The 24722-nt window shown below is 56.2% G+C and carries 20 protein-coding genes; 14 read left to right on the forward strand and 6 right to left on the reverse strand.

Going from position 1 to position 24722, the window contains the following annotated elements:
- Positions 1-249 precede the first annotated feature (249 nt).
- The 3 genes from SERAS12_RS16810 to SERAS12_RS16820 all read left to right on the forward strand — a co-directional run bounded on the left by SERAS12_RS16810 (position 250) and on the right by SERAS12_RS16820 (position 5248).
- Positions 250-1410, forward strand: a complete 1161-nt coding sequence (locus SERAS12_RS16810; RefSeq protein WP_013813778.1) for a NapC/NirT family cytochrome c — start codon at positions 250-252, stop codon at positions 1408-1410.
- Positions 1411-1422: 12 nt separating this feature from the next.
- Complete coding sequence (gene torA / locus SERAS12_RS16815) at positions 1423-3903, forward strand: trimethylamine-N-oxide reductase TorA (protein WP_013813779.1); 2481 nt, start codon at positions 1423-1425, stop codon at positions 3901-3903.
- 166 nt (positions 3904-4069) lie between these two features.
- The gene (locus SERAS12_RS16820; RefSeq protein WP_013815092.1) at positions 4070-5248 is read left to right on the forward strand and encodes a sugar efflux transporter; all 1179 of its coding nucleotides are present in this window, start codon (positions 4070-4072) and stop codon (positions 5246-5248) included.
- Here SERAS12_RS16820 and SERAS12_RS16825 read toward each other — a convergent pair.
- Positions 5245-5499: a YkgJ family cysteine cluster protein gene (locus SERAS12_RS16825; protein WP_006317870.1), complete on the reverse strand. Its 255-nt coding sequence runs from the start codon at positions 5497-5499 to the stop codon at positions 5245-5247. The two genes, SERAS12_RS16820 and SERAS12_RS16825, sit on opposite strands and share 4 nt — an antisense overlap.
- Positions 5500-5783: 284 nt before the next feature.
- Here SERAS12_RS16825 and mtr point away from each other — a divergent pair, with 284 nt between their 5' ends.
- Both mtr and yeiP read left to right on the forward strand, forming a co-directional pair.
- Positions 5784-7028 (forward strand): tryptophan permease, encoded by a 1245-nt coding sequence (gene mtr / locus SERAS12_RS16830; RefSeq protein WP_013813781.1) that lies wholly within the window; start codon positions 5784-5786, stop codon positions 7026-7028.
- A 129-nt stretch (positions 7029-7157) separates the two neighbouring features.
- Positions 7158-7730 carry an elongation factor P-like protein YeiP gene (gene yeiP / locus SERAS12_RS16835; RefSeq protein WP_013813782.1) on the forward strand — a complete coding sequence of 191 codons (573 nt, stop codon included), beginning with the start codon at positions 7158-7160 and terminating at the stop codon, positions 7728-7730.
- A 132-nt stretch (positions 7731-7862) separates the two neighbouring features.
- On the opposite strand, the gene uxuA is transcribed toward yeiP, so the two are convergent.
- The gene (gene uxuA, locus SERAS12_RS16840; RefSeq protein ID WP_013813783.1) at positions 7863-9056 is read right to left on the reverse strand and encodes a mannonate dehydratase; all 1194 of its coding nucleotides are present in this window, start codon (positions 9054-9056) and stop codon (positions 7863-7865) included.
- A gap of 341 nt (positions 9057-9397) precedes the next feature.
- Here uxuA and SERAS12_RS16845 point away from each other — a divergent pair, with 341 nt between their 5' ends.
- Positions 9398-10879, forward strand: a complete 1482-nt coding sequence (locus SERAS12_RS16845; RefSeq protein WP_013813784.1) for a mannitol dehydrogenase family protein — start codon at positions 9398-9400, stop codon at positions 10877-10879.
- A 48-nt stretch (positions 10880-10927) separates the two neighbouring features.
- Here the strand turns inward: SERAS12_RS16845 and SERAS12_RS16850 are convergent, their stop codons facing one another.
- Positions 10928-11236: a type 1 fimbrial protein gene (locus SERAS12_RS16850; RefSeq protein ID WP_013813785.1), complete on the reverse strand. Its 309-nt coding sequence runs from the start codon at positions 11234-11236 to the stop codon at positions 10928-10930.
- Between the two features lie 312 nt (positions 11237-11548).
- Between SERAS12_RS16850 and SERAS12_RS16855 the strand changes: the two genes are divergently transcribed.
- The 8 genes from SERAS12_RS16855 to yejF all read left to right on the forward strand — a co-directional run bounded on the left by SERAS12_RS16855 (position 11549) and on the right by yejF (position 21731).
- Complete coding sequence (locus SERAS12_RS16855) at positions 11549-12523, forward strand: GTP-binding protein (protein ID WP_006326746.1); 975 nt, start codon at positions 11549-11551, stop codon at positions 12521-12523.
- 51 nt (positions 12524-12574) lie between these two features.
- A complete protein-coding gene (locus SERAS12_RS16860) occupies positions 12575-13285 on the forward strand; it encodes a phosphatase PAP2 family protein (RefSeq protein WP_013813786.1) in 711 nt (236 codons plus the stop codon).
- A 407-nt stretch (positions 13286-13692) separates the two neighbouring features.
- Positions 13693-14268, forward strand: a complete 576-nt coding sequence (gene mepS / locus SERAS12_RS16865) for a bifunctional murein DD-endopeptidase/murein LD-carboxypeptidase (protein ID WP_013813787.1) — start codon at positions 13693-13695, stop codon at positions 14266-14268.
- A gap of 257 nt (positions 14269-14525) precedes the next feature.
- Positions 14526-16112, forward strand: a complete 1587-nt coding sequence (locus SERAS12_RS16870; protein ID WP_013813788.1) for a cyclic di-GMP phosphodiesterase — start codon at positions 14526-14528, stop codon at positions 16110-16112.
- A gap of 89 nt (positions 16113-16201) precedes the next feature.
- Positions 16202-18010, forward strand: a complete 1809-nt coding sequence (locus SERAS12_RS16875) for an extracellular solute-binding protein (protein ID WP_013813789.1) — start codon at positions 16202-16204, stop codon at positions 18008-18010.
- Positions 18011-18020: 10 nt separating this feature from the next.
- The gene (locus SERAS12_RS16880) at positions 18021-19115 is read left to right on the forward strand and encodes a microcin C ABC transporter permease YejB (protein ID WP_013813790.1); all 1095 of its coding nucleotides are present in this window, start codon (positions 18021-18023) and stop codon (positions 19113-19115) included.
- Positions 19112-20137, forward strand: a complete 1026-nt coding sequence (locus SERAS12_RS16885) for an ABC transporter permease (RefSeq protein WP_006326758.1) — start codon at positions 19112-19114, stop codon at positions 20135-20137. Before SERAS12_RS16880 ends, SERAS12_RS16885 begins: the two co-directional genes overlap by 4 nt.
- Position 20138: 1 nt before the next feature.
- Entirely contained in the window at positions 20139-21731 is a 1593-nt protein-coding gene (gene yejF, locus SERAS12_RS16890; protein WP_013813791.1) for a microcin C ABC transporter ATP-binding protein YejF, read from the forward strand.
- Between the two features lie 8 nt (positions 21732-21739).
- Here the strand turns inward: yejF and SERAS12_RS16895 are convergent, their stop codons facing one another.
- The 3 genes from SERAS12_RS16895 to rsuA all read right to left on the reverse strand — a co-directional run bounded on the left by SERAS12_RS16895 (position 21740) and on the right by rsuA (position 24641).
- On the reverse strand, positions 21740-22084 hold the full coding sequence (locus tag SERAS12_RS16895) for a YejG family protein (protein ID WP_004947098.1): 345 nt from the start codon (positions 22082-22084) through the stop codon (positions 21740-21742).
- Positions 22085-22700: 616 nt separating this feature from the next.
- Positions 22701-23897 (reverse strand): Bcr/CflA family multidrug efflux MFS transporter, encoded by a 1197-nt coding sequence (locus SERAS12_RS16900; RefSeq protein WP_013813792.1) that lies wholly within the window; start codon positions 23895-23897, stop codon positions 22701-22703.
- A 30-nt stretch (positions 23898-23927) separates the two neighbouring features.
- Positions 23928-24641, reverse strand: a complete 714-nt coding sequence (rsuA, locus tag SERAS12_RS16905) for a 16S rRNA pseudouridine(516) synthase RsuA (protein WP_013813793.1) — start codon at positions 24639-24641, stop codon at positions 23928-23930.
- Positions 24642-24722: the final 81 nt, after the last annotated feature.

The raw sequence follows: 24722 nt of genomic DNA on the forward strand, positions 1-24722 counted from the left end.
ATTCAGGGTTTTTATACCCTGTCCGTGATGGCGCTTGCAAGGTCATAATCCCCTGTAAAAACGCGTTATATAATACAAAATATAACGCTAAAATATCCCCAAAATGCCCTTTTTTCCACTAAAAATAACCCTATAGTGTTAGATGTTTTTACCGATAAACCTTATACTTAATCTGGTTAATTGGTCTTTGGCCAACACCTTTTTGGGAAAGGTTTTCCTTGGTATTTCATAATTATAAGTGGGTTCAATATGAACAAAAAGCTAACGGACTGGGCAACAAAGCGCCGGTGGGGATGGCTGTGGCTATTGCTGCTCGGCATCATCCTCGGTGCGGCGCTATTGGCGGGCACCGCCACCGTGTTCCATAAAACCAGCGACACCACCTTCTGCGTTTCCTGCCACACCATGCAACAGCCTCTGGCTGAATATCAGGGCAGCGTTCACTTCCAGAACACCAAAGGCATCCGCGCCGAATGCGCCGACTGCCACGTCCCGCATGAACCGCTCGATTACCTGTGGACCAAAATCCGCGCGGTAAAAGACATTTACGGCGAAATGGTCGGTACCATCGACACGCCGGAAAAATACGAGGCGCACAAGCTGGCGATGGCCCAATCGGTGTGGAAAACGTTGAAAGAAAACGACTCCGCCACCTGCCGCTCATGCCACAGCTTCGACGCCATGGACATCACAGCCCAGCGGCCTGAAGCGCGCATTCAGCACCCGGTCGCCATCAAACAGGGCGAAACCTGCATCGACTGTCATAAAGGGGTAGCGCATATCCTGCCGGACATGAGCGGTGAAACTCAGGCCGGCGCCGCAGAACTGGCGAAGGCGGCGGCGGAAACCTCTCCTGCCGCCACTACCTTGTACACCATCGCCACCGAGCCGTTCTTCCTGAAGCAGGACGACAGCCACAATGCCGGTAACCTGATGCCTTCCACCGAAGTTCAGGTGGTGAAACAAGACGGCGACAAAGTGCTGGCCAACGTCTCCGGTTGGCAACAAGACGGCGTGAGCGAAGTGTTCTACGCCGCGCAGGGCAAACGTATCCTCAGCGTGCTGTTGGGTGAAGACGCCCGTAAATTATTGAAAACCGGCAATACTCTGACCGACGCCGAAACCGGCCTGGTGTGGCATCAGGTTTCACTGCAGGTCTGGCTGCCACGCAAGCAACTGATCGACGATCAGCAAAAAATCTGGCGCTACGCGGCGGATATGATGTCGGCCAACTGTACCGGCTGTCACGGCCTGACCGCCCTCGATCGCTTCAATGCCAACCAGTGGATCGGCGTGATTAAAGGCATGGCTCCACGCACCTCGCTGACGCAGGAACAGCTGCGCGTTCTGACACAGTACGTGCAGAAACACGCCAGCGACATGACACTTGCCGCACCAGCCAAGCTTTAAGGGAAAAGCGCAATGAGCAAATATCAACAGCACCCGTTAAAAATGAGCCGCCGCCGCTTCCTGACCGGCGCCACCGCGCTGGCCGCCGCACCGCTGCTGGCGGGCCTGTGGCCTAAATCTGCACTGGCGCAAGCCATCAGCCAGGCATTGCCGCAGTTTGTGGTACTGCGCCAGGCGCAAAAAGGCATTCTGACCGGCGCGCACTGGGGCGCTTTCGAAGCCATAGTGCAAGACGGCAAAATGGTCGGCGTGCAGCCGGTGAAAGACGATCCTTATCCGAACGAGTTGATCACCATGGCGCCCTTCCAGGTGCACGCCGAAAACCGCATTAAATACCCGATGGTGCGTAAAAGCTGGCTGGAAGGGGGCCCCGGCAGCCGCACTGAACTGCGCGGGCGCGACGAATGGGTGCGCGTCAGCTGGGACAAAGCGATTGAACTGGTCTGCAACGAGATCACCCGTTTGCAAAAAGATCACGGCCCGCAGTCCATCTACGCCGGTTCCTATGGCTGGAAGAGCGTCGGCATGCTGCATAACAGCCGCACGCTGCTGCAACGCCTGATGAACCTGACCGGCGGTTTCCTCGGCTATGCCGGTGACTACTCTACCGGTGCGGCGCAGGTGATCATGTCACACGTAGTGGGGTCGATGGAGGTTTACGAACAGCAAACCGCTTGGCCCAACGTGATTGAAAACAGCCAACTGGTGGTGATGTGGGGCTGTAACCCGATGATCACGCTGAAAAACAGCTGGAACGTGCCGGATCACTACGGCCAGACCGGTTTTGAGGCGTTGAAGAAAAAAGGCACCCGCGTCATCAGCATCGATCCGGTGCACAACGACAGTGCCAAATTTGTCGGCGCGCAGTGGATTGCTCCACGCCCTTATACGGACGGCGCCATGCTGATCGGCATCGCCCATACGTTGCTGACCGAGAAACTGCATAACCCGGACTTCCTGAAAACCTACACCGTCGGTTTTGACAAGTTCCAGGCCTATCTGCTGGGCGAACACGACGGCATGCCGAAAACCGCCGAATGGGCTGCGGACATTTGCGGCGTCGATGCCGAAGTGCTGCGCCAACTTGCGCGCGACATGGCGAAAAATCGCACCATGATTATGGGTGGCTGGGGCATTCAGCGTCAGCATCATGGCGAACAGCAACATTGGCTGTTGGTCACGGTAGCGGCCATGCTCGGCCAGGTTGGCCTGCCGGGCGGCGGCTTCGGTTTCAGCTATCATTATTCCTCCGGCGGCAGCCCGACGGCGAAAGGCGGCATTATTGCCGGTATTTCCGCCGGCAATTCACCGAAGAACTCCCCTTCACCCATTCCGGTGGCGCGCATTGCCGAATGCCTGGCCAACCCCGGCAAGACCATTAACTTCAATGGCGCGCAGGTTACCTACCCTGAGGTGAAAATGGTGTACGTGGCGGGCGGCAACACCTTCCACCAGCATCAGGACACCAATAACCTGGTCAAGGCCTGGCAGCGGCCGGATACCATAGTGGTGAATGAACCTTACTGGACCGCCACCGCCAGGCACGCCGATATCGTGCTGCCGGCCACCACCAGCTATGAGCGCAACGATCTGGAAATGGGCGGCGATTATTCGCAGCTGTACGTGTTCCCGATGCACCAGTGCGTGCCGCCACAGCATGAGTCGCGCAGCGATTTCGATATCTTCGCGGCGATGGCCGCAAGGCTGGGGGTTCAGGATGCCTTTACCGAAGGCAAAGATGAAACCCAGTGGCTCAAAGGTATGTACGACGACATGAAAACCCAGGCGCGCGCCGCCCGGGTAGCTCTGCCGCCGTTCGACATGTTCTGGCAGTCCAACAACTATGTGCGTTTCCCGGTGCCCGAGGCCAATACCCAATGGGTCCGCTTCGCCGACTACCGCGAAAATCCCCTGCTTAACCCGCTGGGCACGCCGTCCGGCAAAATAGAGATCTACTCCGACGCCATCGCCAAAATGAAGTATCAGGACTGCCCGGGCATCCCGACCTGGATGCCGCCTCACGAATGGTATCGCGGACCGGAAGCGGTGAAGTACCCGCTGTCGCTGAACACCGCGCACCCGATCAATCGACTCCATTCGCAGCTCGACAACACACCGCTGCGCAAAAAATATGCGGTGGCGGATCGGGAAGCGATTGTGATCCACCCTCAGGATGCCCAACCGCGTGGCATCGCCAATGGCGATTTGGTGCGGGCGTTTAACGATCGCGGTCAGATCCTGGTCGGTGCGGTGGTCAGCGAAGACGTGCGCCCCGGCGTGGTACGCATCAGCGAAGGCGCCTGGTTCGATCCGGCCGATCCTTCCCAACCGGGGTCGCTGTGCAAGAACGGCAACGTCAACTGCCTGACCTTCGACGTCGGTTCCTCTAGCCTCGCGCAGGGTAATTGCGGGCAGATGGCGCAGTTGCAGATTGAGAAGTATCAGGGCCCGGTGCTGAAAAACACCGCACACGCCGTGCCTGCCGGCGCGTAAACTGCCAGACAGGGCGGCGGCAACGTCGCCCTTTTTTAAGCTTATGCGGATAATCGCTTTTCACTGTTAAGCAGAATGAAACTGCTTTTTGTTTTTTTGTTTTTTCTTAAAAAAATGGGCGTATCATTCACCCGACCTCCTTATTTCCGACCCTTTGCTGACCTCTATGCCTACATCGACTGCGGTAACGCGACGCTCGCCCGATCTCACTTCGCTGGCCTTTCTCGTCGTGGCTTTTCTCACCGGGATTGCCGGTGCTTTACAGACGCCCACGCTCAGCCTGTTTCTGGCGACGGAAGTGCAGGTGCGCCCGTCGATGGTGGGCCTGTTTTTCACCGGCAGCGCCGTCATCGGCATTCTGGTCAGTCAGTTTCTTGCCCGCCGCTCGGATCAAAAAGGCGACCGCAAATCGCTGATTTTCCTCTGCTGCATGCTGGGCGCGCTGGGCTGCGTGCTGTTCGCCTGGAACCGTAATTATTACCTGCTGCTGATCGTGGGCGTGATGCTGACCAGTTTCGGCTCTACCGCCAACCCGCAGATGTTCGCCCTGGCGCGCGAACACGCCGATCGCACCGGCCGCGAGGCGGTGATGTTCAGCTCAATTTTGCGTGCACAGGTTTCCCTCGCCTGGGTAATAGGCCCGCCTATCGCCTTCGCGCTGGCATTGGGTTTTGGCTTTAAGGTGATGTATCTGGCGGCAGCGGCAGCATTTATCCTGTGCGGCGTACTGGTGTGGAAAATGCTGCCATCGATGCGCAAAACGCAGGTGACAACCCGCGCCACGCTGGAGGCGCCACGCCAGAACCGCCGCGATACGCTGCTGTTGTTTATGGCCGGCACCTTTATGTGGACCGCAAATGGCATGTATTTGATTAATATGCCGCTGTATATGGTGCACGAGCTGCGACTGTCGGAAAAGCTGGCCGGGATACTGATGGGCACGGCGGCCGGGCTGGAGATACCGACCATGCTGATTGCCGGCATGGTGGCCAAACGCTTCGGCAAACGCTTGTTGATGCGCTATGCGGTGGTGGCGGGTCTGCTGTTTTATTTTGGGCTGCTGTTTATCACCGGCACCTGGCAACTGATCGCCCTGCAACTGCTTAACGCAGCGTTTATCGGCGTGCTGGCGGGTATCGGCATGCTCTATTTCCAGGATTTGATGCCCGGACAGGCGGGTGCAGCCACCACCTTGTTTACCAACACCACGCGCGTGGGCTGGATTATTGCCGGTTCCGTCGCCGGCGTGGTGGCGGAGATCTGGAGCTATCACGCGGTGTTTTATTCCGCGCTGGCGATGGTCGCCGGCGCGGTGCTATGCCTGTGGAAGCTTAAAGATGCTTAAGGTGCAGTATCCGCTTCCAGCTTGATCAGATAGATCAATGCCTGGTCACGATGGTCATGACACATCTCACGGCTGGCCTGCAGGCTGCCGCACACTTTGGGCCGCAGCGGCGAGTGAAACAGGCCGCAGCGCAGTTGCTCACTCAGATGAATGCAGCGGGTATTGGCGGGCTTGCCATTAGGCATACCGGGGATGGGGCTGGATATTGAAGGCGCGATACAACAGGCGCCGCAGTCGGTACGACAGTCCATCAGCGAGTCTCCCGGTGGGCTGGCGGAATTGAAGCGCGACAATATCAGCACGGCCCATCCGCCGCCAGCATAATCCGGTTTTGCTCGCGAATCTTTACACCCCACCTCCATAGCCAAAAACCAGCCACTCTCATACAGACAAAAAAATACGCCATAAATTGTCCAATTAGCGCCAATTAATGCATGAAACAAGCGCACTCCCGGCTTTACATGCACCAATCACACATGTACCATTAAGCTAGTACAAAAGAACTCACGGCCGACGCGGCCACTCAGGAGCAAAAATGTCCACGGACACCATCCAGAAGCTAGCCCGCCCTTCGGTACTCGGCGGCGCGATGATCATTGCAGGCACCGCCGTCGGCGCCGGCATGTTCTCCATTCCCATCGTCACTTCTGGCGTGTGGTTCAGCGGCTCCGTGGCGCTGTTGATTTATACCTGGGCCTGCATGCTGATTTCCGGTCTGATGATCCTGGAAGCCACACTGCATTACCCAAGCGGCGCCAGCTTCCATACCATCGTCAAAGATCTGCTGGGCAAAGGCTGGAACGCCATTAACGGCATTTCCATTACCTTTGTGCTGTACATCCTCACCTACGCCTACATTTCCGCCGGCGGCTCGATCATCGCCCACACGCTGGAAGGCATCGTCGGTGTCGGCCAAACCACCGCAGGGCTGGTGTTTGCCATCGTGGTGGCATTTATCGTCTGGTTGTCGACCCGCGCCGTCGATCGCCTGAGCACCATTCTGATCGGCGGGATGGTGATCACCTTTGTGATGTCGGTGGGCGATATGTTCACCCACGTACAACCGGCGGTGCTGTTCAACCGCGGCGATGACCAGGCCAGCTACCTGCCTTACGCACTGGCGGCGTTGCCCTATCTGCTGACGTCGTTCGGCTACCACGGCAACGTGCCGGGGTTGGTGAAGTACTACCAAAAAGACAGCCGTGCGGTGGTGCGCAGCCTGGTGTACGGTACGCTGCTGGCGCTGGCTATCTATATCCTGTGGCAGTATGTGATTCAGGGCAACATCGCCCGCGATGCCTTCAAACAGGTGATTGCCGAAGGCGGCAACATCGGCAGCCTGCTCAAACAGATGGGCAACGTCTCCAGCAGCCAGGCCGTTGGCCAATTGCTGAACGCCTTCTCTTATATGGCGCTGGCCAGTTCATTCCTCGGGGTGTCGCTGGGCCTGTTCGATTATCTGGCGGACTTCTTTAAATTCAGCGATGACACTACCGGGCGCAGCAAAACCGCGCTGGTGACTTTCGCACCGCCAACGCTGGCCGCCCTGCTGTTCCCGAACGGCTTCTTGTACGCCATCGGCTTCGCCGGGCTGGCGGCCACCATCTGGGCGGTGATCGTGCCGGCGATGATGGCGCGCGCCAGCCGCCGCCGCTTCCCGCAGGCGCAGTATCGCGCGCCAGGCGGCCACGGGATGATCCTGTTCATCATTCTGTTTGGGGTGATCAACGCCGCCGCCCATCTGCTGGCGTTGCTCGGCCTGCTGCCGGTATTCCAGTAAATCCGCTCAGGGGATGGCATTCGTCATCCCCTTTCCGTCACTGTTTTTGCGCGATCTGCTTGCCTGAAATCGGCGGCGCGAGTAACTTGTCGCAACTTCCCAAATACTCTTCATTGCAGGTTACTTTATATGGCAAAGGCTAACGAAATTAAGCGCGGCATGGCGATCAATTACAACGGCAAACTGCTGTTGGTGAAAGACATCGATGTGCAAAGCCCAAGCGCACGCGGCGCCAGCACCTTATACAAAATGCGTTTCTCCGACGTCCGCACCGGGCTGAAGGTAGAAGAGCGTTTTAAGGGCGACGATATTCTGGACACCATTTCCCTGTCCCGCCGCAAGGTGAACTTCTCTTATATCGACGGGGAAGAATACGTGTTCATGGATGACGAGGATTTCACCCCGTACATCTTCAAGAAAGACCAGATAGAAGACGAGCTGCTGTTTATTCCTGAAGCCGGCCTGCCGGGCATGCAGGTGCTGACGCTGGACGGCCAGGTGCTGGCGCTGGAACTGCCGCAGACCGTAGATATGGAAATTGTCGACACCGCGCCGGGCATCAAAGGCGCCTCCGCCAGCGCCCGCAACAAGCCGGCCACCATGGCGACCGGCCTGACCATTCAGGTACCGGAATACCTCAGTGCCGGCGATAAAATCCGCATTCATATTGCCGAACGCCGCTATATGAGCCGCGCAGACTAGCCCTTCGTCTTTCACGCTGCAGCGTTGTTGGCTACGCGCCCATACCCCAGTCACTTACCGATGTAAGCTCCTGGGGATTTGTACGCTTGCCGCCTAGCTGCAACGTGAAATCCATCGGGCGTTATTCCCGCTTTACGACGGCAACTCAGGGAAGAAACGGCGCTTAAGCGCCAGCTCAACGCCGCGCAGCTCCGCCAATCCTTTCAGACGACCAATCGCCGAGTAACCCGGATTGGTTTTTTTCTTCAAATCATCCAGCATCTGGTGCCCGTGATCGGGACGCATCGGGATCGGCCGGCGATCGCCCGCCTGATGGCGTCGCTGCTCCTCGCTGAGGATCGCCTCAATCACCGCAACCATATCCACGTCCCCCTGCAGATGGGCACCCTCATGGAAACTCTTCGGGTTCTCTTCGCGGCAGGTGGCGCGCAGGTGGGTGAAATGGATGCGGTCGCCGAAGGTGTCAATCATCCGTACCAGGTCATTATCCGCACGCACGCCGTAAGACCCGGTGCACATGGTGAAACCGTTATAGAGGCTGTCGACGGTCTGCTTCAGCCACTGCATGTCCTCAATGGTGGACACGATACGCGGCAGGCCGAGGATCGGCCGCGGCGGATCGTCCGGATGCACCGCCAGACGCACGCCAGCCTCCTCCGCCACCGGCACAATGGCGCGCAGGAACACCGCCATATTTTCGCGCAGTTGCGCCTTGTCGATCGCATCGTACTCCGCCAGCCGGGCGCGGAACTGATCGAGCGTGTAACCCTCTTCGGCGCCCGGTAGTCCGGCGATGATATTGCCGGTCAATTTGTTTTTCTCCGCTTCGCTCATGGCCGCGAAATGGGCGGCCGCCTGCGCCTGCTCTTCCGGCGTGTAATCCTGCTGTGCGCCGGCGCGCTGCAGAATATGCAGATCAAAGGCGGCGAAGGCGATGTGATCGAAACGCAACGCTTTCGAACCGTCAGGCAGCAGGTACTCCAGATCGGTGCGTGTCCAATCGAGAATCGGCATAAAGTTGTAGCACACGGTATCGATACCGCAGGTCGCCAGATTACGCAGCGACTGCTGGTAATTGGCGATATGCCGCAGGTAATTGCCGCTGTGGGTTTTGATCTCTTCATGCACCGGAATGCTTTCCACCACCGACCATACCAACCCTTTCTCCGCCAACAACGCCTGACGCGCCTTGATCTCATCGATCGGCCAAACTTCGCCATTCGGGATATGGTGCAGTGCGGTGACGACGCCGGTGGCACCGGCCTGACGCACATCGTCAAGAGAGACAGGATCGTTCGGCCCGTACCAACGCCATGTTTGTTCCATTGTTTATCCTTGTAAAAATCGCCGGGGGTTGCCGGTTGGTGATCAAGACTGCTCAAATCCGGCAATCTTGTTATACCAAACGAGATAGATATCATTTATCTTTTACCTTACTCCGTCGAGGCAGGTTGTCAAAACAGAAATCGCACTGGGTTGATCCACTTCACGAATCTGGCTTATTTTGGACAGAGCAATTTTATTGATGCGCAGACAGCCTTACACTGGCGGCAGAGAGCCAGTACGACAAAGGCTGAAAGCAGCCTCACTTATCGCCTGAAAAACTGGTCTGATAGCTTTTAAAAAGTTACCGGCCAGCACCTTTTTACTCAGCTTTGGAGCCTTGAATGAAGACTATCGCCAACTCGCCGCTACCGGATGCGGTCCAGCAACCGCGCTACGATCGCAGCGCATTGCAAAGCCGCATGGTGCATATCGGATTTGGTGCTTTCCACCGCGCCCACCAGGCGTTGCTTACCGACCGGGTGCTGAATCGCCAGGGCGGCGACTGGGGTATTTGCGAAATCAGCCTGTCTGGCGGCGTGCCATTGTTCCAGAACCTGCGCTTGCAAGAGCATCTGTACAGCGTGCTGGAGAAAGGCGCGGCGGGTAATCAGGCTATCGTGATAGGCGCAGTGAATGAAAGCGTGCACCGCAAGCTGGAAGGGATCGAGGCCGTGCTGGAAAAGCTGGCAGAACCTCAGGTGGCGATCGTGTCGATGACCATTACCGAAAAAGGCTACTGCATCGAGCCGGGCAGTGGAAAACTGGATCTGCAACACGAAGCGATCCGTGCCGATCTGGCCAATCCAGGCCAACCGGCCACCGTTCCCGGCATTCTGGTGGAGGCGCTGCGTCTGCGCCTTGAACGCGGCTTGCCCGCCTTCACCCTGCTCTCCTGCGATAACATTCCGGAAAACGGCCATGTGCTGCGTAACGCAATAATCGGATTGGCGCAGGAGCGTGACGGCATGCTGGCCGAGTGGATAGCCCGGCAGGTCAGCTTCCCCAGCACCATGGTCGACCGTATTGTTCCGGCCGCCACGCCGGAAACGCTGGCTGACATTGCCGCCGCTCTCGGCGGCGTCCATGATGAGTGCGCCATCGCTTGCGAACCCTTCATTCAATGGGTGGTGGAAGATAATTTTGTCGCCGGTCGCCCGGCCTGGGAACTGGCCGGGGCACAGTTGGTCGACGACGTGCTGCCGTTTGAGCAGATGAAGCTGCGCATGCTGAACGGCAGCCATTCGTTCCTGGCCTATCTCGGTTATCTGGGCGGCTATCAGTACATTAACGACTGCATGGCCGACGAGTCTTATCGCCGCGCCGCACACCACCTGATGCTGGCAGAACAGGCGCCGACCCTCAGCGTCAGCGGCATCGATCTGGCCGCCTACGCCGCGCAGCTGATCGAACGCTACAGCAACCCTGCGCTGCAGCATCGCACCTGGCAAATCGCCATGGACGGCACGCAAAAACTGCCGCAGCGCATGCTGGATTCGGTCCGTTGGCATTTGCAGCACGGCGGCAGTTATGCCGGTCTGGCATTGGGCGTCGCAGCCTGGATGCGCTATGTCAACGGTGTGGATGATGCCGGCCAGCCTATCGACATCCGCGATCCGCTACTGCCTGCACTGCAGCAAACGGTGGCCGCTACGCCGGACGATGAACAGCGGGTTAAGGCGCTATTGGGGTTGAAAAGCGTTTTCGGTGAACAACTGCCGGCCGAGGGGGAATTTGTGGCGGCGGTAACCCGCGCTTACCTGTCGCTGCGCGATCGCGGGGCACGCCAAACGGTGAAAGAGTGGGTTGCGACTCAACTGGCCTAAGGAATGAAAGCCATGCCGGGCAAGCTGTGCCCGGCATGGTCGGGTAACTTAACGATAAACCACGGTCATGACGGCCAATTTTTTCTGTTGATCCACCCACTGCATTTCCGTCGTGCCTAAATTCAGTGGAAGCTCTTTGCGTGAAACATCGAAGTGCGACAGGGTCTGTTGCCCTTGATAGTGTTGCCCATTGCGGTAACATTGCGTATTGGCCGTTGAACCGGCGATATCCACCGAGCAGGGGCTTTCTACGATAGAACCCACAAAATGAATAACCCCGCCAGTGGTTCCAGCATGGCCTGCCGCCGTCCATGAAAACAACATTCCTGCGATCAAAACTAACCGAAAGATGTTCATGGCAACCTCACTTTTGTTAACTCAATTTAAACATAGAGGATTTCCTTAGGAATAATCGCAAGGTAAGGGGGGTTATTTGATGGATATTCCAGCCATTAACAGTGTAAAAACAAGCTACTAACTGCCTGAACATTTGTCTAATAGCGGGTTTTTGTTAGGAATTTTCCGAGCGCTAAACGTGGATTTCACCGGTGAAATAACGCAGCATAACGTATTGAATTTGTGACCTGGCGCAGGTTACGCACTCTCACACAACCAGGTAGTACGGCTTAGTTATCGCCCCCTGGACTTTATCAACATCAGGAATCATCAATGACCAAAACTAACCTGATCACCGGTTTTCTCGGCAGCGGTAAAACCACCACCATCCGTCATCTGCTGGCCAATAAGCCGGAACACGAGCGCTGGGCGGTGCTGGTGAATGAATTCGGTGAAATTGGCATCGACGGCGCGTTGCTGGCGGACAGCGGCGCGGTGCTGAAGGAGATCCCCGGCGGATGCATGTGCTGCGTAAACGGCCTGCCGATGCAGGTTGGATTGAATATGCTGTTGCAGCAAAGCAAGCCCGACCGGTTACTCATCGAGCCGACCGGCCTGGGCCATCCGAAGCAAATACTGTCGTTGCTGACGCAGGACAGCTACGCCGGCTGGATCGATCTGCAGGCCACGCTGTGCCTGCTGGACGCTCGCCAACTCAGTGAGCCGCGCTATCGAGAAAATGAAAACTTTCGCGATCAACTGGCTGCAGCCGACATTATTCTGGCCAGTAAAAGCGACACCTATCAACCGCAGGATCTGCTGGCCTTGCAACAGTGGGCGGCGCAAGATCCCCGCCAGCGGCCGCTTTACCCCATAGAACAAGGCCAGGCGAATGTAGATTGGCTCAACCTGCCTCGCACGAATCGCACAGAATTACCGGATGCGCAGCATCATCATAGCCATGCCAAAACTCAGGGCCTGGCCGCATTGCGGCTGCCGGAAACCTCGCGTTGGCGACGGGCGCTCAATCAGGGTCAGGGGTTTACCAGCTGTGGCTGGATTTTTGATGCGGACACAGTATTCGATACCATTGGCATCATGGAGTGGGTGCGGCTGGCGCCGGTCGAACGCGCCAAAGGCGTGGTCCGGATTGCAGAAGGCACGTTGTTGATTAACCGCCAGGGGCAGGATCTCAATATCGAAACGCGCCCTGTCGCACCGCTGGACAGCCGCATTGAACTGATCCACAGCGACAATGCAGACTGGAACGCCCTGCAATCCCAATTGTTTAACATTCGTTTAAGTTAGAATCTTTACCGTTAGCATCATTTTATTTTTAGACTTACAACAGGTTATGTCATGACACGCCGCAATTTACCCTTCATCATTTTCTTCAATTTACTGGGCATTGCGCTGTTTCTGTCCTGGTTCCTGCCGGCTAACCACGGTTACTGGTTTACTCTGGACTCAGCGATTTTCTTTTTCTTCAACCGCCATCTGGCGACCGATCCCGGCTTTCTGCACCTGGTGGCCATCACCAATAATCGCGCCTTTGACGTGATTTCACTGATCGCCATGGGGCTGCTGTACCTGTATTTTTATCTCAAACAGGATGCCACCGGCCGCCGTCGTTTATGGGTCACCGGCATTGTCATGTTGCTGACCGCCGTAGTGCTGAACCAGCTTGGGCATCTGCTGCCGGTAAAGCACCCCAGCCCATCGCTCAGCTTCGAGAACATCAACCGAGTCAGTATGCTGACCGGCATCCCCACCAAAGATGCCTCCAGCGACAGCTTCCCCGGCGATCACGGCATGATGCTGATGATTTTTACCTGTTTTATGTTGCGCTATTTTAACCGCCGCGCCTTTGCCGTGGCGCTGCTGATCACGCTGGTTTTCTCACTGCCGCGCGTCATGATCGGCGCCCACTGGTTCACCGATATCGCCGTCGGCTCACTGTCCGTGGTGCTGGTGGGCGTCAGTTGGTGCCTGATGACCCCACTCAGCGACAAGCTGATTAACGGGTTGAACCTCATGCTGCCCGGCAAGCATCGCCCCGCCCAGCCATAACAAATCGCTATGACCCGCAGGAGGCCCGCCGCCTCCTGATTATTTCCGCGCCGGCTTTTGTCTATTTCCACATCAGCGCGTTAACGCTTTCGTCACCTGATTTCACGTAAAACCAACACAACGGACAATCGGCGTTTTTTATATGAAGTTTTACATTATGTTACATCACAAATTCATATAAAAAAGGGCAGGAAAAGGCTCGCAATCCCTGATTCGTTGCGGTAACCTCGGATGCGTTTGTGCCTGGTTTACCTCGTTTCAGCATTAAATCCGTGAAAAATGTGCGTTCCGCCACGTTTTCAGCGGTAAGCGATTGTCGGGGCAGCAGGTGCAGATTAGGCTCATTCCGTTTGGCATTTTCAGGTAGCGACTTTCGTCGTTAAGGACTTCAAGGGAAAACAACAACAATGGTCAAATCTCAACCGTTTCTGAGATATTTTTTGCGGGTAGTACCTGCAATTGCCGCAGCGGTAATGCTCTCCGCATGCAGCTCGACTCACACTTCGAACTTGAATAACGCACAAACTGAGATGCATGCAGTTAATGACAAAAATGGTCTTTTACTGCAAGCCTCTCAGGATGAATTCGAAGCAATGGTCCGTAACGTTGACGTTAAGTCAAAAATCATGGATCAGTATGCAGACTGGAAAGGCGTTCGTTACCGTTTAGGCGGCGAAAGCAAGCGCGGCATTGATTGCTCGGCGTTTGTACAGCGCACCTTCCGTGAACAGTTTGGTATGGATTTACCGCGTTCTACCTATGAACAGGAAGACCTCGGCAAGAAAATCGTGCGTACCAAACTGCGTCCTGGCGATCTGGTGCTGTTCCGCGCCGGCTCTACCGGACGCCACGTCGGCATTTATTTAGGTAACGATCAATTCGTTCATGCCTCTACCAGCAGCGGCGTGATGATTTCGAATCTGAGCGATAACTACTGGAATAAACGTTATCGTGAAGCCCGCAGAGTGCTGACCAGCAGCTGACGGCGCAAAATACCTGATTGTCCTGAATACCAAACGAGCAATAAAACGCTGCCTCCGGGCAGCGTTTTTTTTTATCCCTAACGTTACGCTGATAAAAAACTCACCTATCATCATCAAATACTATTAAGCGTTTGTTCGCGGATTACCCTGCGTAAATAAACGATGAATAATGACTGCACCACCACCATTGGGATATATTAAGCGATCACTTGATAACAAAAACAGAATGATACGCCGTGCTCAGGGGGCAAAGGTTTATGGGCTTGAAAAGGGCATTTGCACGCCATGTTTCGCACAGACGACGCAGCCTGGCTAAAAGCAGCATTGTCGCTCTGGTATTTTTTATCCTGTTTACAGGCATCACGCTCCTCCTGATTAATCACCAGCGCACACAATATCAACGCACGGTAGAACAACGTACGCAGAAATTCACCCTCGAAAATCTGGATAGTCTGACGGAAATCATGCTGCAATTGATGCCGTTGACGGAACGCTCCTGCGCGTCCAGCCAGCCGGAAATTACTTATCAGGCGGCGTTTAATTCCGGCGTGCGGAGTTTTCTGTTGGTGAAAAACGGTTTTGCCTATTGCTCCTCGGCTACCGGCAGCATGATGCTGGCACTGAAAAATATTTATCCGGAAATCGATCCGCGCCAGACGCGGGATCTCAAATTGCAGCAAGGCACCCCCCTTGTACCGGGAAAACCCGCAGTAGCCGTCTGGTTGCGTCATCCCGGAGAGGAAAACACCGGCGTGTTGGCGACCCTGGATATCAACCTGATGCCCTATCTGCTGTTCGCTTCGCGTGACGCACGCACACCCGGCATTGCCATTATTCTGGGCGATCGCGCCCTGACCACCTTCAGCCCGAACCTGATGCCAGTGAGCCAGTTGCCGGACGACCAGGCCGACCGCTTAGCCATTCCGGGCACGCCGATGACGATTCTGTTTTATAACGAAACGCTGACGCCCAATGATATCCGCCTGACCCTGCTGGGCAGCCTGGTGCTGTCATTGATGATCGGCGTTCTGTGCTACTACATGCTGCTGCTGCGCCAAAGCCCGGAACGTGCGTTGATGCGCGGCATCAAGCGCAATGAATTCTTTATTGAATACCAGCCGGTGTTCCATACCCGCAAAGGGGCCGTCGCCGGACTGGAGGCGCTGATCCGCTGGCAGCATCCGATTGAAGGGCGCATCCCGCCGGACCTGTTTATCCCCTACGCCGAAAGCGAAGGGCTGATTGTGCCGCTGACGCGCCATCTGTTCCGCCTGATTGCCGAAGACGTGCCACGCCTGGCGACGGTGTTGCCAAAAGGCGCCAAACTGGGTCTGAACATCTCCCCTTCCCATCTGAGCGCCCCCTCCTTCCATCAGGACGTGTACGAACTGCTGGCGCAACTGCCCAGCGACTACTTTACGCTGGTATTCGAGATCACCGAACGCGGCATGGTAGAGGAAGCCAATGCGCTGGCGGAGTTTGACTGGCTGCACCAGCAAGGCATCGAGATCGCCGTCGACGATTTCGGCACCGGTCACAGCGCGCTGATTTATCTGGAACGCTTTACCATGGACTACCTGAAAATAGACCGTGGTTTCGTCAACACCATTGGTCAGGATACGGTCACCGCTCCGGTGTTGGACGCGGTGATCTCGCTGGCTAAAAAACTGAAAATGCAAACCGTGGCGGAAGGCGTGGAAACCGCCGAACAATTGCACTTCCTGCAGGAACGGGACGTTAACTTTATGCAGGGTTATTATTTCAGCAAGCCGTTGAGCATCGACAACTTCGTGACATTCTGCAATAGCCAGCAGGTCTTTGATTATCAGGCGCAAAAAGCCTGATCTTTACATTACTTCACCCTGCGGCACGGCAGTGAATGTTATGCTGGCCGCAGACTTAACCGACTTATCAGCAGGAGCTTACCGTCAAGATGTCCGTGCGCGTTTTTGCTGCCCTGGTGCTCTCAGCACTGAGTTTTGGCCTGCAGGCCGAAACCCTCAATGAAAGTTACGCTTTCGCCCTTCTCGGTGAGCCGAAATACGCCACCGACTTCAGTCATTACGACTACGTCAATCCGGCCGCACCGAAAGGTGGCGACGTGCGGATGGCGGCGATCGGCACCTACGATAACTTTAACCGTTACGCCTCGCGCGGCGTACCCGGCGAACGCACCGACGCTCTGTATGACTCGCTGTTCACCACCTCGGACGACGAAATAGGCAGTTACTATCCGCTGATCGCCGAATCTGCCCGCTTCCCGGCCGATATGCACTGGGTGGAGCTGGACATTAACGCCCGCGCCCGCTTCCACGATGGCAGCCCTATCACCGCCGCTGACGTCGCCTTCACCTTTAACAAGTTTATGACCGAAGGCGTACCGCAGTTTCGCATTGCCTACAAAGGCATTACGGTAAAGGCCATCTCCCGCCTGACGGTACGCATCGAATTCCCACAGCCGGATAAAGACAAGCTGCTTGGGCTGTTTGGGCTGCCGGTGCTACCGGAGAGTTTCTGGAAAGATCATAAGCTGAACGAGCCGCTGGCCGCGCCGCCGCTTGGCAGCGGCCCGTATAAGGTCGGCAGTTACCGCCTCGGCCAATACATTACCTATCAACGGGTACGCGATTACTGGGCAGCCAACCTGCCGGTCAATCGCGGCCGCTTCAACTTCGACAGCATCCGCTACGACTACTATCTGGATGACAAAGTGGCTCTGGAGGCCTTCAAGGCCGGTGCCTACGACTTCCGCATTGAGGGTTCGCCCAAAAGCTGGGCTACCCAATATCAGGGCGGCAACTTCGCCCGTAACTACATAGTCAAACAGGATGAAACCAACCAGTCGGCGCAAAATACCCGCTGGATGGCGTTCAATATGAAACGCCCTCTGTTTGCCGATCGGCGCGTACGCGAGGCGATCACGCTGGCCTTCGATTTCGACTGGATGAACAAGGCGCTGTATTACAACGCTTATCAACGTACCAACAGCTATTTCCAGAATACCCCCTACGCCGCCAGCGGCTATCCGGATGCCGCCGAACTGGCGCTGCTGGCGCCGCTGAAGGACAAGGTACCGCCGGAGGTGTTCACCAGCATCTACCAGCCGCCCTCCTCTGACGGCAGCGGCAGCGATCGCCAGAACCTGCTGAAAGCCACCCAGTTGCTCAAGCAGGCCGGCTGGGAAGTGAAAAACCAGCAACTGGTGAACAGCAAAACCGGCAAGCCCTTTACCTTCGAGCTGATGCTGCTGAGCGGCAGCAACTTCCAGTACGTCTTGCCGTTCCAGCACAACCTCAAACGGCTGGGCATCGAGATGCAAATCCGTGAAATTGACGTCACTCAATTCACCAAACGCATGCGTGACGGCGATTTCGATATGATGCCGACGGTCTATATGGCGATGCCGTTCCCAAGCTCTTCCCTCCAAGCGCTCTGGGACTCCGAATACATCCATTCCAGTTGGAATACCCCCGGCGTCACAGACCCGGCGGTCGACAGCCTGGTACGCAACATCCTGCGGCACCAGGGCGACGAAAAAGCCCTGCTGCCGCTGGGTCGCGCGCTGGATCGGGTGCTGACCTGGAATAGGTTCATGCTGCCGATGTGGTATTCCAATCACGATCGCTATGCCTACTGGGACAAGTTCTCCACGCCGGCTGTCCGTCCGGCTTACGTTATTGGCTTCGACAACTGGTGGTTTGACGTCAACAAGGCGGCGCGTTTGCCGACCCAACAACAATAAGGGGTCGGCGATGGCGGCTTATCTGATTCGCAGACTGTTGCTGATTATTCCCACCCTGTGGGCGATCATCACCATTAACTTTTTCATCGTACAGATCGCGCCCGGCGGCCCGGTCGATCAGGCCATTGCCAACATCGAGATGGGCCAGAGCAGCGGTTTTGGCGGCGGTGGCGCAGGTGAAGGCCTGGGGCACGCGCGGATCGGCGTCGGCAGCGCCACGGATAGCCAGTACCGGGGTTCGCGCGGGCTGGATCCGGAAGTGATCGCCGAAATCACCAAACGCTATGGTTTCGACAAACCGCTGCATGAACGCTATTTCACCATGCTGTGGAATTATATGCGTCTCGACTTTGGCGACAGCCTGTTTCGCGGCGCGTCGGTGATGCAACTGGTAGGCCATAGCCTGCCGGTTTCCATCACCCTGGGCCTGTGGAGCACGCTGATTATCTATCTGGTGTCGATCCCGCTCGGTATCCGCAAGGCGGTGCATAACGGCAGCGCTTTCGATATCTGGAGCAGCACGCTGATTATCATCGGCTACGCCATTCCGGCCTTCCTGTTCGCCATTTTGATGATCGTGCTGTTCGCCGGCGGCAGTTACCTGGATTGGTTCCCGTTGCGCGGCCTGGTATCCAGCAACTTCGATAGCCTGTCGTGGTATGGCAAGATTACCGATTATCTGTGGCACATCACCCTGCCGGTGCTGGCGACGGTCATTGGCGGTTTCGCCACCCTGACCATGCTGACCAAGAACTCGTTCCTTGACGAGATCCGCAAACAGTATGTAGTCACCGCGCGCGCCAAGGGACTGGATGAGAACAAGATCCTTTATCGTCACGTATTTCGCAATGCCATGCTGCTGGTGATCGCCGGCTTCCCGGCGACTTTCGTCAGCATGTTTTTCACCGGTTCATTGCTGATTGAAGTGATGTTCTCACTCAACGGGCTGGGGCTGCTGGGGTATGATGCCACCCTGCAGCGCGACTATCCGGTGATGTTCGGCACGCTGTATATTTTTACCCTGATTGGCCTGTTGTTGAATATCCTCAGCGATATCACCTATACCCTGGTCGATCCGCGCATTGATTTCGAGGCCCGCCAATGAGCCGCTTAAGCCCGATCAACCAGGCGCGCTGGGCGCGTTTTCGCAGTAATCGCCGCGGTTACTGGTCACTGTGGGTTTTCCTGGTGTTGTTTATCCTCAGCCTGGCCGCCAACCTGATCGCCAACGACCGGCCGCTGCTGGTGCGCTACGAAGGCCGCCTGTACCTGCCGTTCATGATCAATTACAGCGAGACCACCTTTGGCGGTGAGCTGAATACCGCCACCGATTACCAGGATCCTTTCGTCAAGCAGCAGATCGACCGCCACGGCTGGGCGGTTTGGCCACCGATTCGCTTCAGTTACGACACCATCAACTTCGCCACTGAAGTGCCCTTCCCCTCCGCCCCCTCGCGCCATAACCTGCTGGGTACCGACGGTAACGGCAGCGACGTGCTGGCTCGCGTACTGTACGGCTTTCGCATTTCGATGCTGTTCGGGTTGGCGCTGACGCTGTTTTCCAGCGTGATCGGCGTTTGCGTCGGCGCGATGCAAGGCTATTACGGCGGGCGTTTTGACCTGTGGGGACAACGCTTTATCGAGGTGTGGTCGGGCATGCCGACGCTGTTTTTGATCATTTTGCTGTCGAGTATCGTACAACCCAATTTCTGGTGGCTGCTCGGTATCACCATTCTGTTTGGCTGGATGAGTCTGGTAGGCGTGGTGCGCGCCGAGTTCCTGCGCACCCGCAACTATGATTACATCCGCGCCGCACGCGCTATGGGGGTGCCGGATCGGGTCATTATGTACCGACATATGCTACCCAATGCGATGGTGGCGATGCTGACCTTCTTGCCGTTTATCCTCTGTGGTTCCATCACTACCCTGACCTCTCTCGATTTCCTGGGCTTCGGCCTGCCGATCGGCTCTCCGTCGCTCGGTGAACTGTTGCTGCAGGGCAAGAACAACCTGCAAGCACCGTGGCTCGGCATTACTGCGTTCCTGGTGTTGGCGGTGTTGCTGTCTTTACTCATTTTTATCGGCGAAGCCATACGCGACGCCTTTGACCCCAGCAAGGCACATTGATATGGCTAGCTCTCCACTGCTTTCAATTCAGGATCTCAGCGTCGCTTTCCGTCAGGGAGAGCAGTTGAATCAGGTGGTCAACGGCTTGTCGTTGCAGATAGAAAAAGCGGAAACGTTGGCCTTGGTGGGTGAGTCCGGCTCAGGCAAAAGTGTGACCGCGCTGTCGGTGCTGCGGCTGCTGCCTTCGCCGCCGGTGGTCTATACCGGTGGGGATATCCAGTTCAATGGCAGCTCGTTGCTGCATGCGCCGGAAGCCGAACTGCGCAAAGTGCGCGGCAACCAGATTTCGATGATTTTTCAGGAACCTATGGTGTCGCTCAACCCATTGCACACCATCGAGAAACAGTTGGCGGAAGTGTTGGCGTTGCACCGCGGCATGCGGCGCGACGTGGCGCGCGGGGAGATTATTCAATGCCTGGATCGCGTCGGTATTCGCAACGCCAAAGGCCGGTTGAAAGACTATCCGCATCAGCTCTCCGGCGGCGAACGGCAGCGGGTCATGATCGCCATGGCGGTGTTGACCCAGCCAAAACTGCTGATTGCCGACGAACCGACCACTGCGCTTGATGTGACCATTCAGGCGCAAATCCTGGTGCTGTTGAAGGAGCTGAAGCAAGAAATGGGCATGGGGCTGCTGTTTATCACTCATAACCTGAATATCGTTCGCCGCCTGGCGGACAATGTGGCGGTGATGCGTAACGGTCAGTGCGTTGAGCAGAACAGCCGGGCGGGCCTGTTCAGCCAGCCGCAACACTCCTATACCCAGCAACTGTTGGCAGCCGAAAATGTCGGTGATCCCCTGCCGTTGCCGACGGATGCCGCCCCGCTGCTGAAAGTGGAAAACTTGCAGGTCAGCTTCCCGATCAAGCGCGGTTTGTTACGCCGCACGGTTGACCATCATTACGCGTTGAAGGGACTGAGTTTTGAGCTGAAGGCCGGGGAAAGCGTTGGGTTGGTGGGGGAGTCGGGGTCGGGTAAAAGCACCACCGGGCTGGCGCTGCTGCGTCTGTTGAGCGCCAGCGGCGCTATCTGGTTTAACGGCCAACCGCTGCACCAGTTCAGCCTGAAACAGATGCTGCCGTACCGCAGTCAGATACAGATCGTGTTTCAGGATCCCTACTCCGCACTGAATCCGCGACTGAGCGTGTTGCAAATTATCGCCGAGGGGCTGGAGGTACATCAGAAATTGAGCGCCGAACAGCGTGAACAGAAGGTGATGGAAGCCTTGCAAGAGGTGGGGCTGGATCCCGCCCTGCGCCACCGCTACCCTACCGAGTTTTCCGGTGGCCAACGCCAGCGTATTGCTATCGCACGGGCGCTGATTCTGCAGCCGCAGTTGCTGATTCTGGATGAGCCGACCTCATCGCTGGATAAATCGGTACAGGCGCAAATACTGACGCTATTGAAGTCTCTGCAACAGCGCCACCGGCTGGCGTATCTGTTCATCAGCCATGATTTGCAGGTGGTGCGCTCACTGTGCCATCAGGTGATCGTACTGCGCCAAGGGGAAGTGGTTGAACAGGGCGATTGCCAGACGATCTTCAACTCGCCTGCCGCCGCTTATACGCAGCAGCTGTTACAGCTGGCCGATTAGCGGCGGGGTCAGAAAGGGTATTGCGCGCTCAGTGGCTCGGCGATGGCGGCGCCAACGTTTTTTAACCGGCATAAGGTAGCGCTTTCATCGCTGCGGTGCACAAACAGGCAAGCTTCCCCTTCCCACTCCACGATGGCGCAATCGACCTGAATCTCCTGCAAAGACAGCTTAAGCTGTTGCATAACCTGCCAGGCGTCCGCCCCTTCATGGCTGAGCAGTTTCAAGCCAATCAGGTTGTTATCTTCGTCTATCCCGCTAAGCGGAATCGGTTCAACCTTGATGCCGGTAAAACCTGATAGCCAACGATAACTTTGCGGCAAGCGATGCACTACCGAAAGTTGGATACTATCCACATGAAATCCCTAGTTTGAAAAGTGAAACAGTTTTTACCTGACAGGGGTAACTAAGTTATAGCCGTTGAGAACCGACTCTGCTGAGCACATATGTTATTTAAATGTAAAATATGTCACAACTCATTAACCGCACCCTGCGCTTGCTGATATCGTGCTGTTTTGGTACGCCGCGCGGTGTCATTTCACGGCATTTTGCGACTCAGCTCGCATTTTTGCGTTATATGTAACCCTTTCCCGCCACGATCTCAACTCTTTTTTCTTGCAATGCGGTTACTTTTCACTCTTCATAATTTTACATTGCAGAAACATTTAACTTCCCCCTTCAAGGTGAAAAATCGATGTAATCCATTGACTTTAAATAGACAAAAAACAAATCAGACACCACATCCCGGCAAAGATACCGTGCGAAACGTCTGTAATTATCTTTGCCTACCCTGAGCTTTTTTTAACAAAAAGCACACAGATTGCACGCCGAGCATTTAATTAGCGTACTTATATTTAGCAACAAAATTTGCATTGCCAACGGAATTGATGAGAGGGCGCTGAAAAGAATGGAAAATAACCCAGGCTCAGCACTAAGCTGGCCTGGGTTATTCAGAGATAACTCGCGAAGGGGTCAGGCAACGTTGTTGCGTGGGCGGCTGGCATACAAATAGAACAGCACCGCTACGATACTGCACAGCGCCATGGAAGAGACCATCGGCCAAGCACTCTTGCCTGGCGCCATCGACAGTACCGCCCCGACCAGAGCGCCGATGCTGAAACGCAGCGTACCGGCCAACGAGGACGCCGTACCCGCCATATGCGGGAAATCATCCAGGATCACCGCCATCGCGTTGGACGAAATCATGGCGATACAGCCCAGATAGACCGCCACACCGAGCACCAGCGCCCAGAAGCCCAGACCAATGGCGCTTACCGCCAGCAGCCACAGCCCCATCGCCAACTGAACCAACAAGCCCAGCCGGAACATTTTGATCGCCCCCCGCCGCCGTACGTTGCGGCTGTTGACCAGCGTTGTCAGGAACAGAAACACGATATTCAGTGCAAAGTAATAACCAAAATGCTGCGGCGAAACGTTATTCAATTCGATGTACACGAACGGCCCGGCGCTGAGGAACGAGAACATGCCGGCGAACGAGAAGGCGCTGGCCAACATATAACTCAGCACGCGCTTGTGGCGGAACAACGAAGCGAAATTGCCCAACGTGGTGCGCAGATGGAATTTCTGCCGCCGCTCTTTCGGCAGCGTCTCTTTAATAAAGAACGCCACCAGCAGCGAACCGATCAGCGCCGCAGCGCCCATGGTCCAGAAAATCGCATGCCAGCTGAACCACAGCAGCAGCGCACCGCCGATCATCGGCGCCAGCAAGGGCGCAATGGTCATCACCAGGATGACAAACGACATCATGCGCGAAAACTCGTCCTTGGTGAACATATCGCGCATCAGGGCGTTAATCACCACGCTGGCCGCCGCCGCCGACAGGCCGTGCAGGAAACGCAGGTTGATCAATTGCTCGATCGACTGCGCCATGGCGCAAGCGCCGCCGGCAATGGCGAAGATCAGCGTCCCCCAGAGGATCACCGGCTTGCGCCCTATGCTGTCCGACATCGGCCCATAGAACAGTTGCCCCAGGGCAAAACCGAGCATATAGGCGCTGAGCGTCATCTGCACGCTGCCCGACTCGACGCCGAACTGCTTGGCTATCACCGGCATACTGGGCAGATACATGTCGATAGCCAGCGGCATCAGCATGGAAAGCAGGCCCAGAATAAAAATCAAACCGAGGTGAGATGACCGGTTCTGTTGCACGTTCGACGACTCCTTAATCAGCCGCAGCCGTTAGTCCTGTAAATGTGGCGCGCCCACGCTGGCGATTTCTTCTTCAGTCAACGGGCGATATTCACCCGGAGCCAAATCTTCATCCATCACGATGGCGCCAATCCGCTCGCGGTGAAGTTCAATAACCCGGTTGCCGACCGCCGCGAACATACGTTTCACCTGGTGGTAACGCCCTTCGCTGATGGTCAGACGCACCAGAGTGTCTTCAATTTTTTCCAGCTGCGCCGGACGGGTCAGATCTTTCTCATTATGCAACTGCACGCCTTCGGCAAACTGCTGCGCGGTATCTTCCGCCAGCGGATGCTCCAGCGTGACCAGATAGGTTTTCTCACAATGATGTTTCGGTGAGGTGATGCGGTGCGACCACTGCCCGTCGTCAGTCATCAGCACCAGGCCGGTGGTGTCGATATCCAACCGACCGGCGGCATGCAGTTTATAAGCGACCGGCTCATCGAGGAAATACAGCACCGTTGGGTGATCGGGATCGTCCGTAGAGCAAACGTAACCCTGAGGCTTGTTGAGCATAAAATAGCGTGGGCCGCTCAGCTGTTGCAGCGGGTTGCCGTCAAACGCCACCTCCTGCTCCGGGGTCAGTTTGACAGCCCCGCTCTTCACCACTTCACCGTCCACGGTGACGCGTTTTGCCCGAAGTTCACGCGCTACCAGCGCGCGGCTAACACCTAACTGCTGAGATAAAAACTTGTCCAGTCGCATTGAATCTGCTTTGCCTGTCGTTGTTATGATCGCATTGATCGTATTGCTAAAATATGACGCCCGCCGTTGCACCAGGTGCAA

The organism is Serratia sp. AS12 (assembly GCF_000214195.1).
GTDB lineage: Bacteria > Pseudomonadota > Gammaproteobacteria > Enterobacterales > Enterobacteriaceae > Serratia > Serratia plymuthica.

Bases quoted from the DNA above. Each gene is read 5' to 3' on its own strand.
- SERAS12_RS16810 (WP_013813778.1), top strand. From the start codon at position 250: ATGAACAAAAAGCTAACGGACTGGGCAACAAAGCGCCGGTGGGGATGG.
- torA (WP_013813779.1), top strand. From the start codon at position 1,423: ATGAGCAAATATCAACAGCACCCGTTAAAAATGAGCCGCCGCCGCTTC.
- SERAS12_RS16820 (WP_013815092.1), top strand. From the start codon at position 4,070: ATGCCTACATCGACTGCGGTAACGCGACGCTCGCCCGATCTCACTTCG.
- SERAS12_RS16825 (WP_006317870.1), bottom strand. From the start codon at position 5,499: ATGGACTGTCGTACCGACTGCGGCGCCTGTTGTATCGCGCCTTCAATA.
- mtr (WP_013813781.1), top strand. From the start codon at position 5,784: ATGTCCACGGACACCATCCAGAAGCTAGCCCGCCCTTCGGTACTCGGC.
- yeiP (WP_013813782.1), top strand. From the start codon at position 7,158: ATGGCAAAGGCTAACGAAATTAAGCGCGGCATGGCGATCAATTACAAC.
- uxuA (WP_013813783.1), bottom strand. From the start codon at position 9,056: ATGGAACAAACATGGCGTTGGTACGGGCCGAACGATCCTGTCTCTCTT.
- SERAS12_RS16845 (WP_013813784.1), top strand. From the start codon at position 9,398: ATGAAGACTATCGCCAACTCGCCGCTACCGGATGCGGTCCAGCAACCG.
- SERAS12_RS16850 (WP_013813785.1), bottom strand. From the start codon at position 11,236: ATGAACATCTTTCGGTTAGTTTTGATCGCAGGAATGTTGTTTTCATGG.
- SERAS12_RS16855 (WP_006326746.1), top strand. From the start codon at position 11,549: ATGACCAAAACTAACCTGATCACCGGTTTTCTCGGCAGCGGTAAAACC.
- SERAS12_RS16860 (WP_013813786.1), top strand. From the start codon at position 12,575: ATGACACGCCGCAATTTACCCTTCATCATTTTCTTCAATTTACTGGGC.
- mepS (WP_013813787.1), top strand. From the start codon at position 13,693: ATGGTCAAATCTCAACCGTTTCTGAGATATTTTTTGCGGGTAGTACCT.
- SERAS12_RS16870 (WP_013813788.1), top strand. From the start codon at position 14,526: ATGGGCTTGAAAAGGGCATTTGCACGCCATGTTTCGCACAGACGACGC.
- SERAS12_RS16875 (WP_013813789.1), top strand. From the start codon at position 16,202: ATGTCCGTGCGCGTTTTTGCTGCCCTGGTGCTCTCAGCACTGAGTTTT.
- SERAS12_RS16880 (WP_013813790.1), top strand. From the start codon at position 18,021: ATGGCGGCTTATCTGATTCGCAGACTGTTGCTGATTATTCCCACCCTG.
- SERAS12_RS16885 (WP_006326758.1), top strand. From the start codon at position 19,112: ATGAGCCGCTTAAGCCCGATCAACCAGGCGCGCTGGGCGCGTTTTCGC.
- yejF (WP_013813791.1), top strand. From the start codon at position 20,139: ATGGCTAGCTCTCCACTGCTTTCAATTCAGGATCTCAGCGTCGCTTTC.
- rsuA (WP_013813793.1), bottom strand. From the start codon at position 24,641: ATGCGACTGGACAAGTTTTTATCTCAGCAGTTAGGTGTTAGCCGCGCG.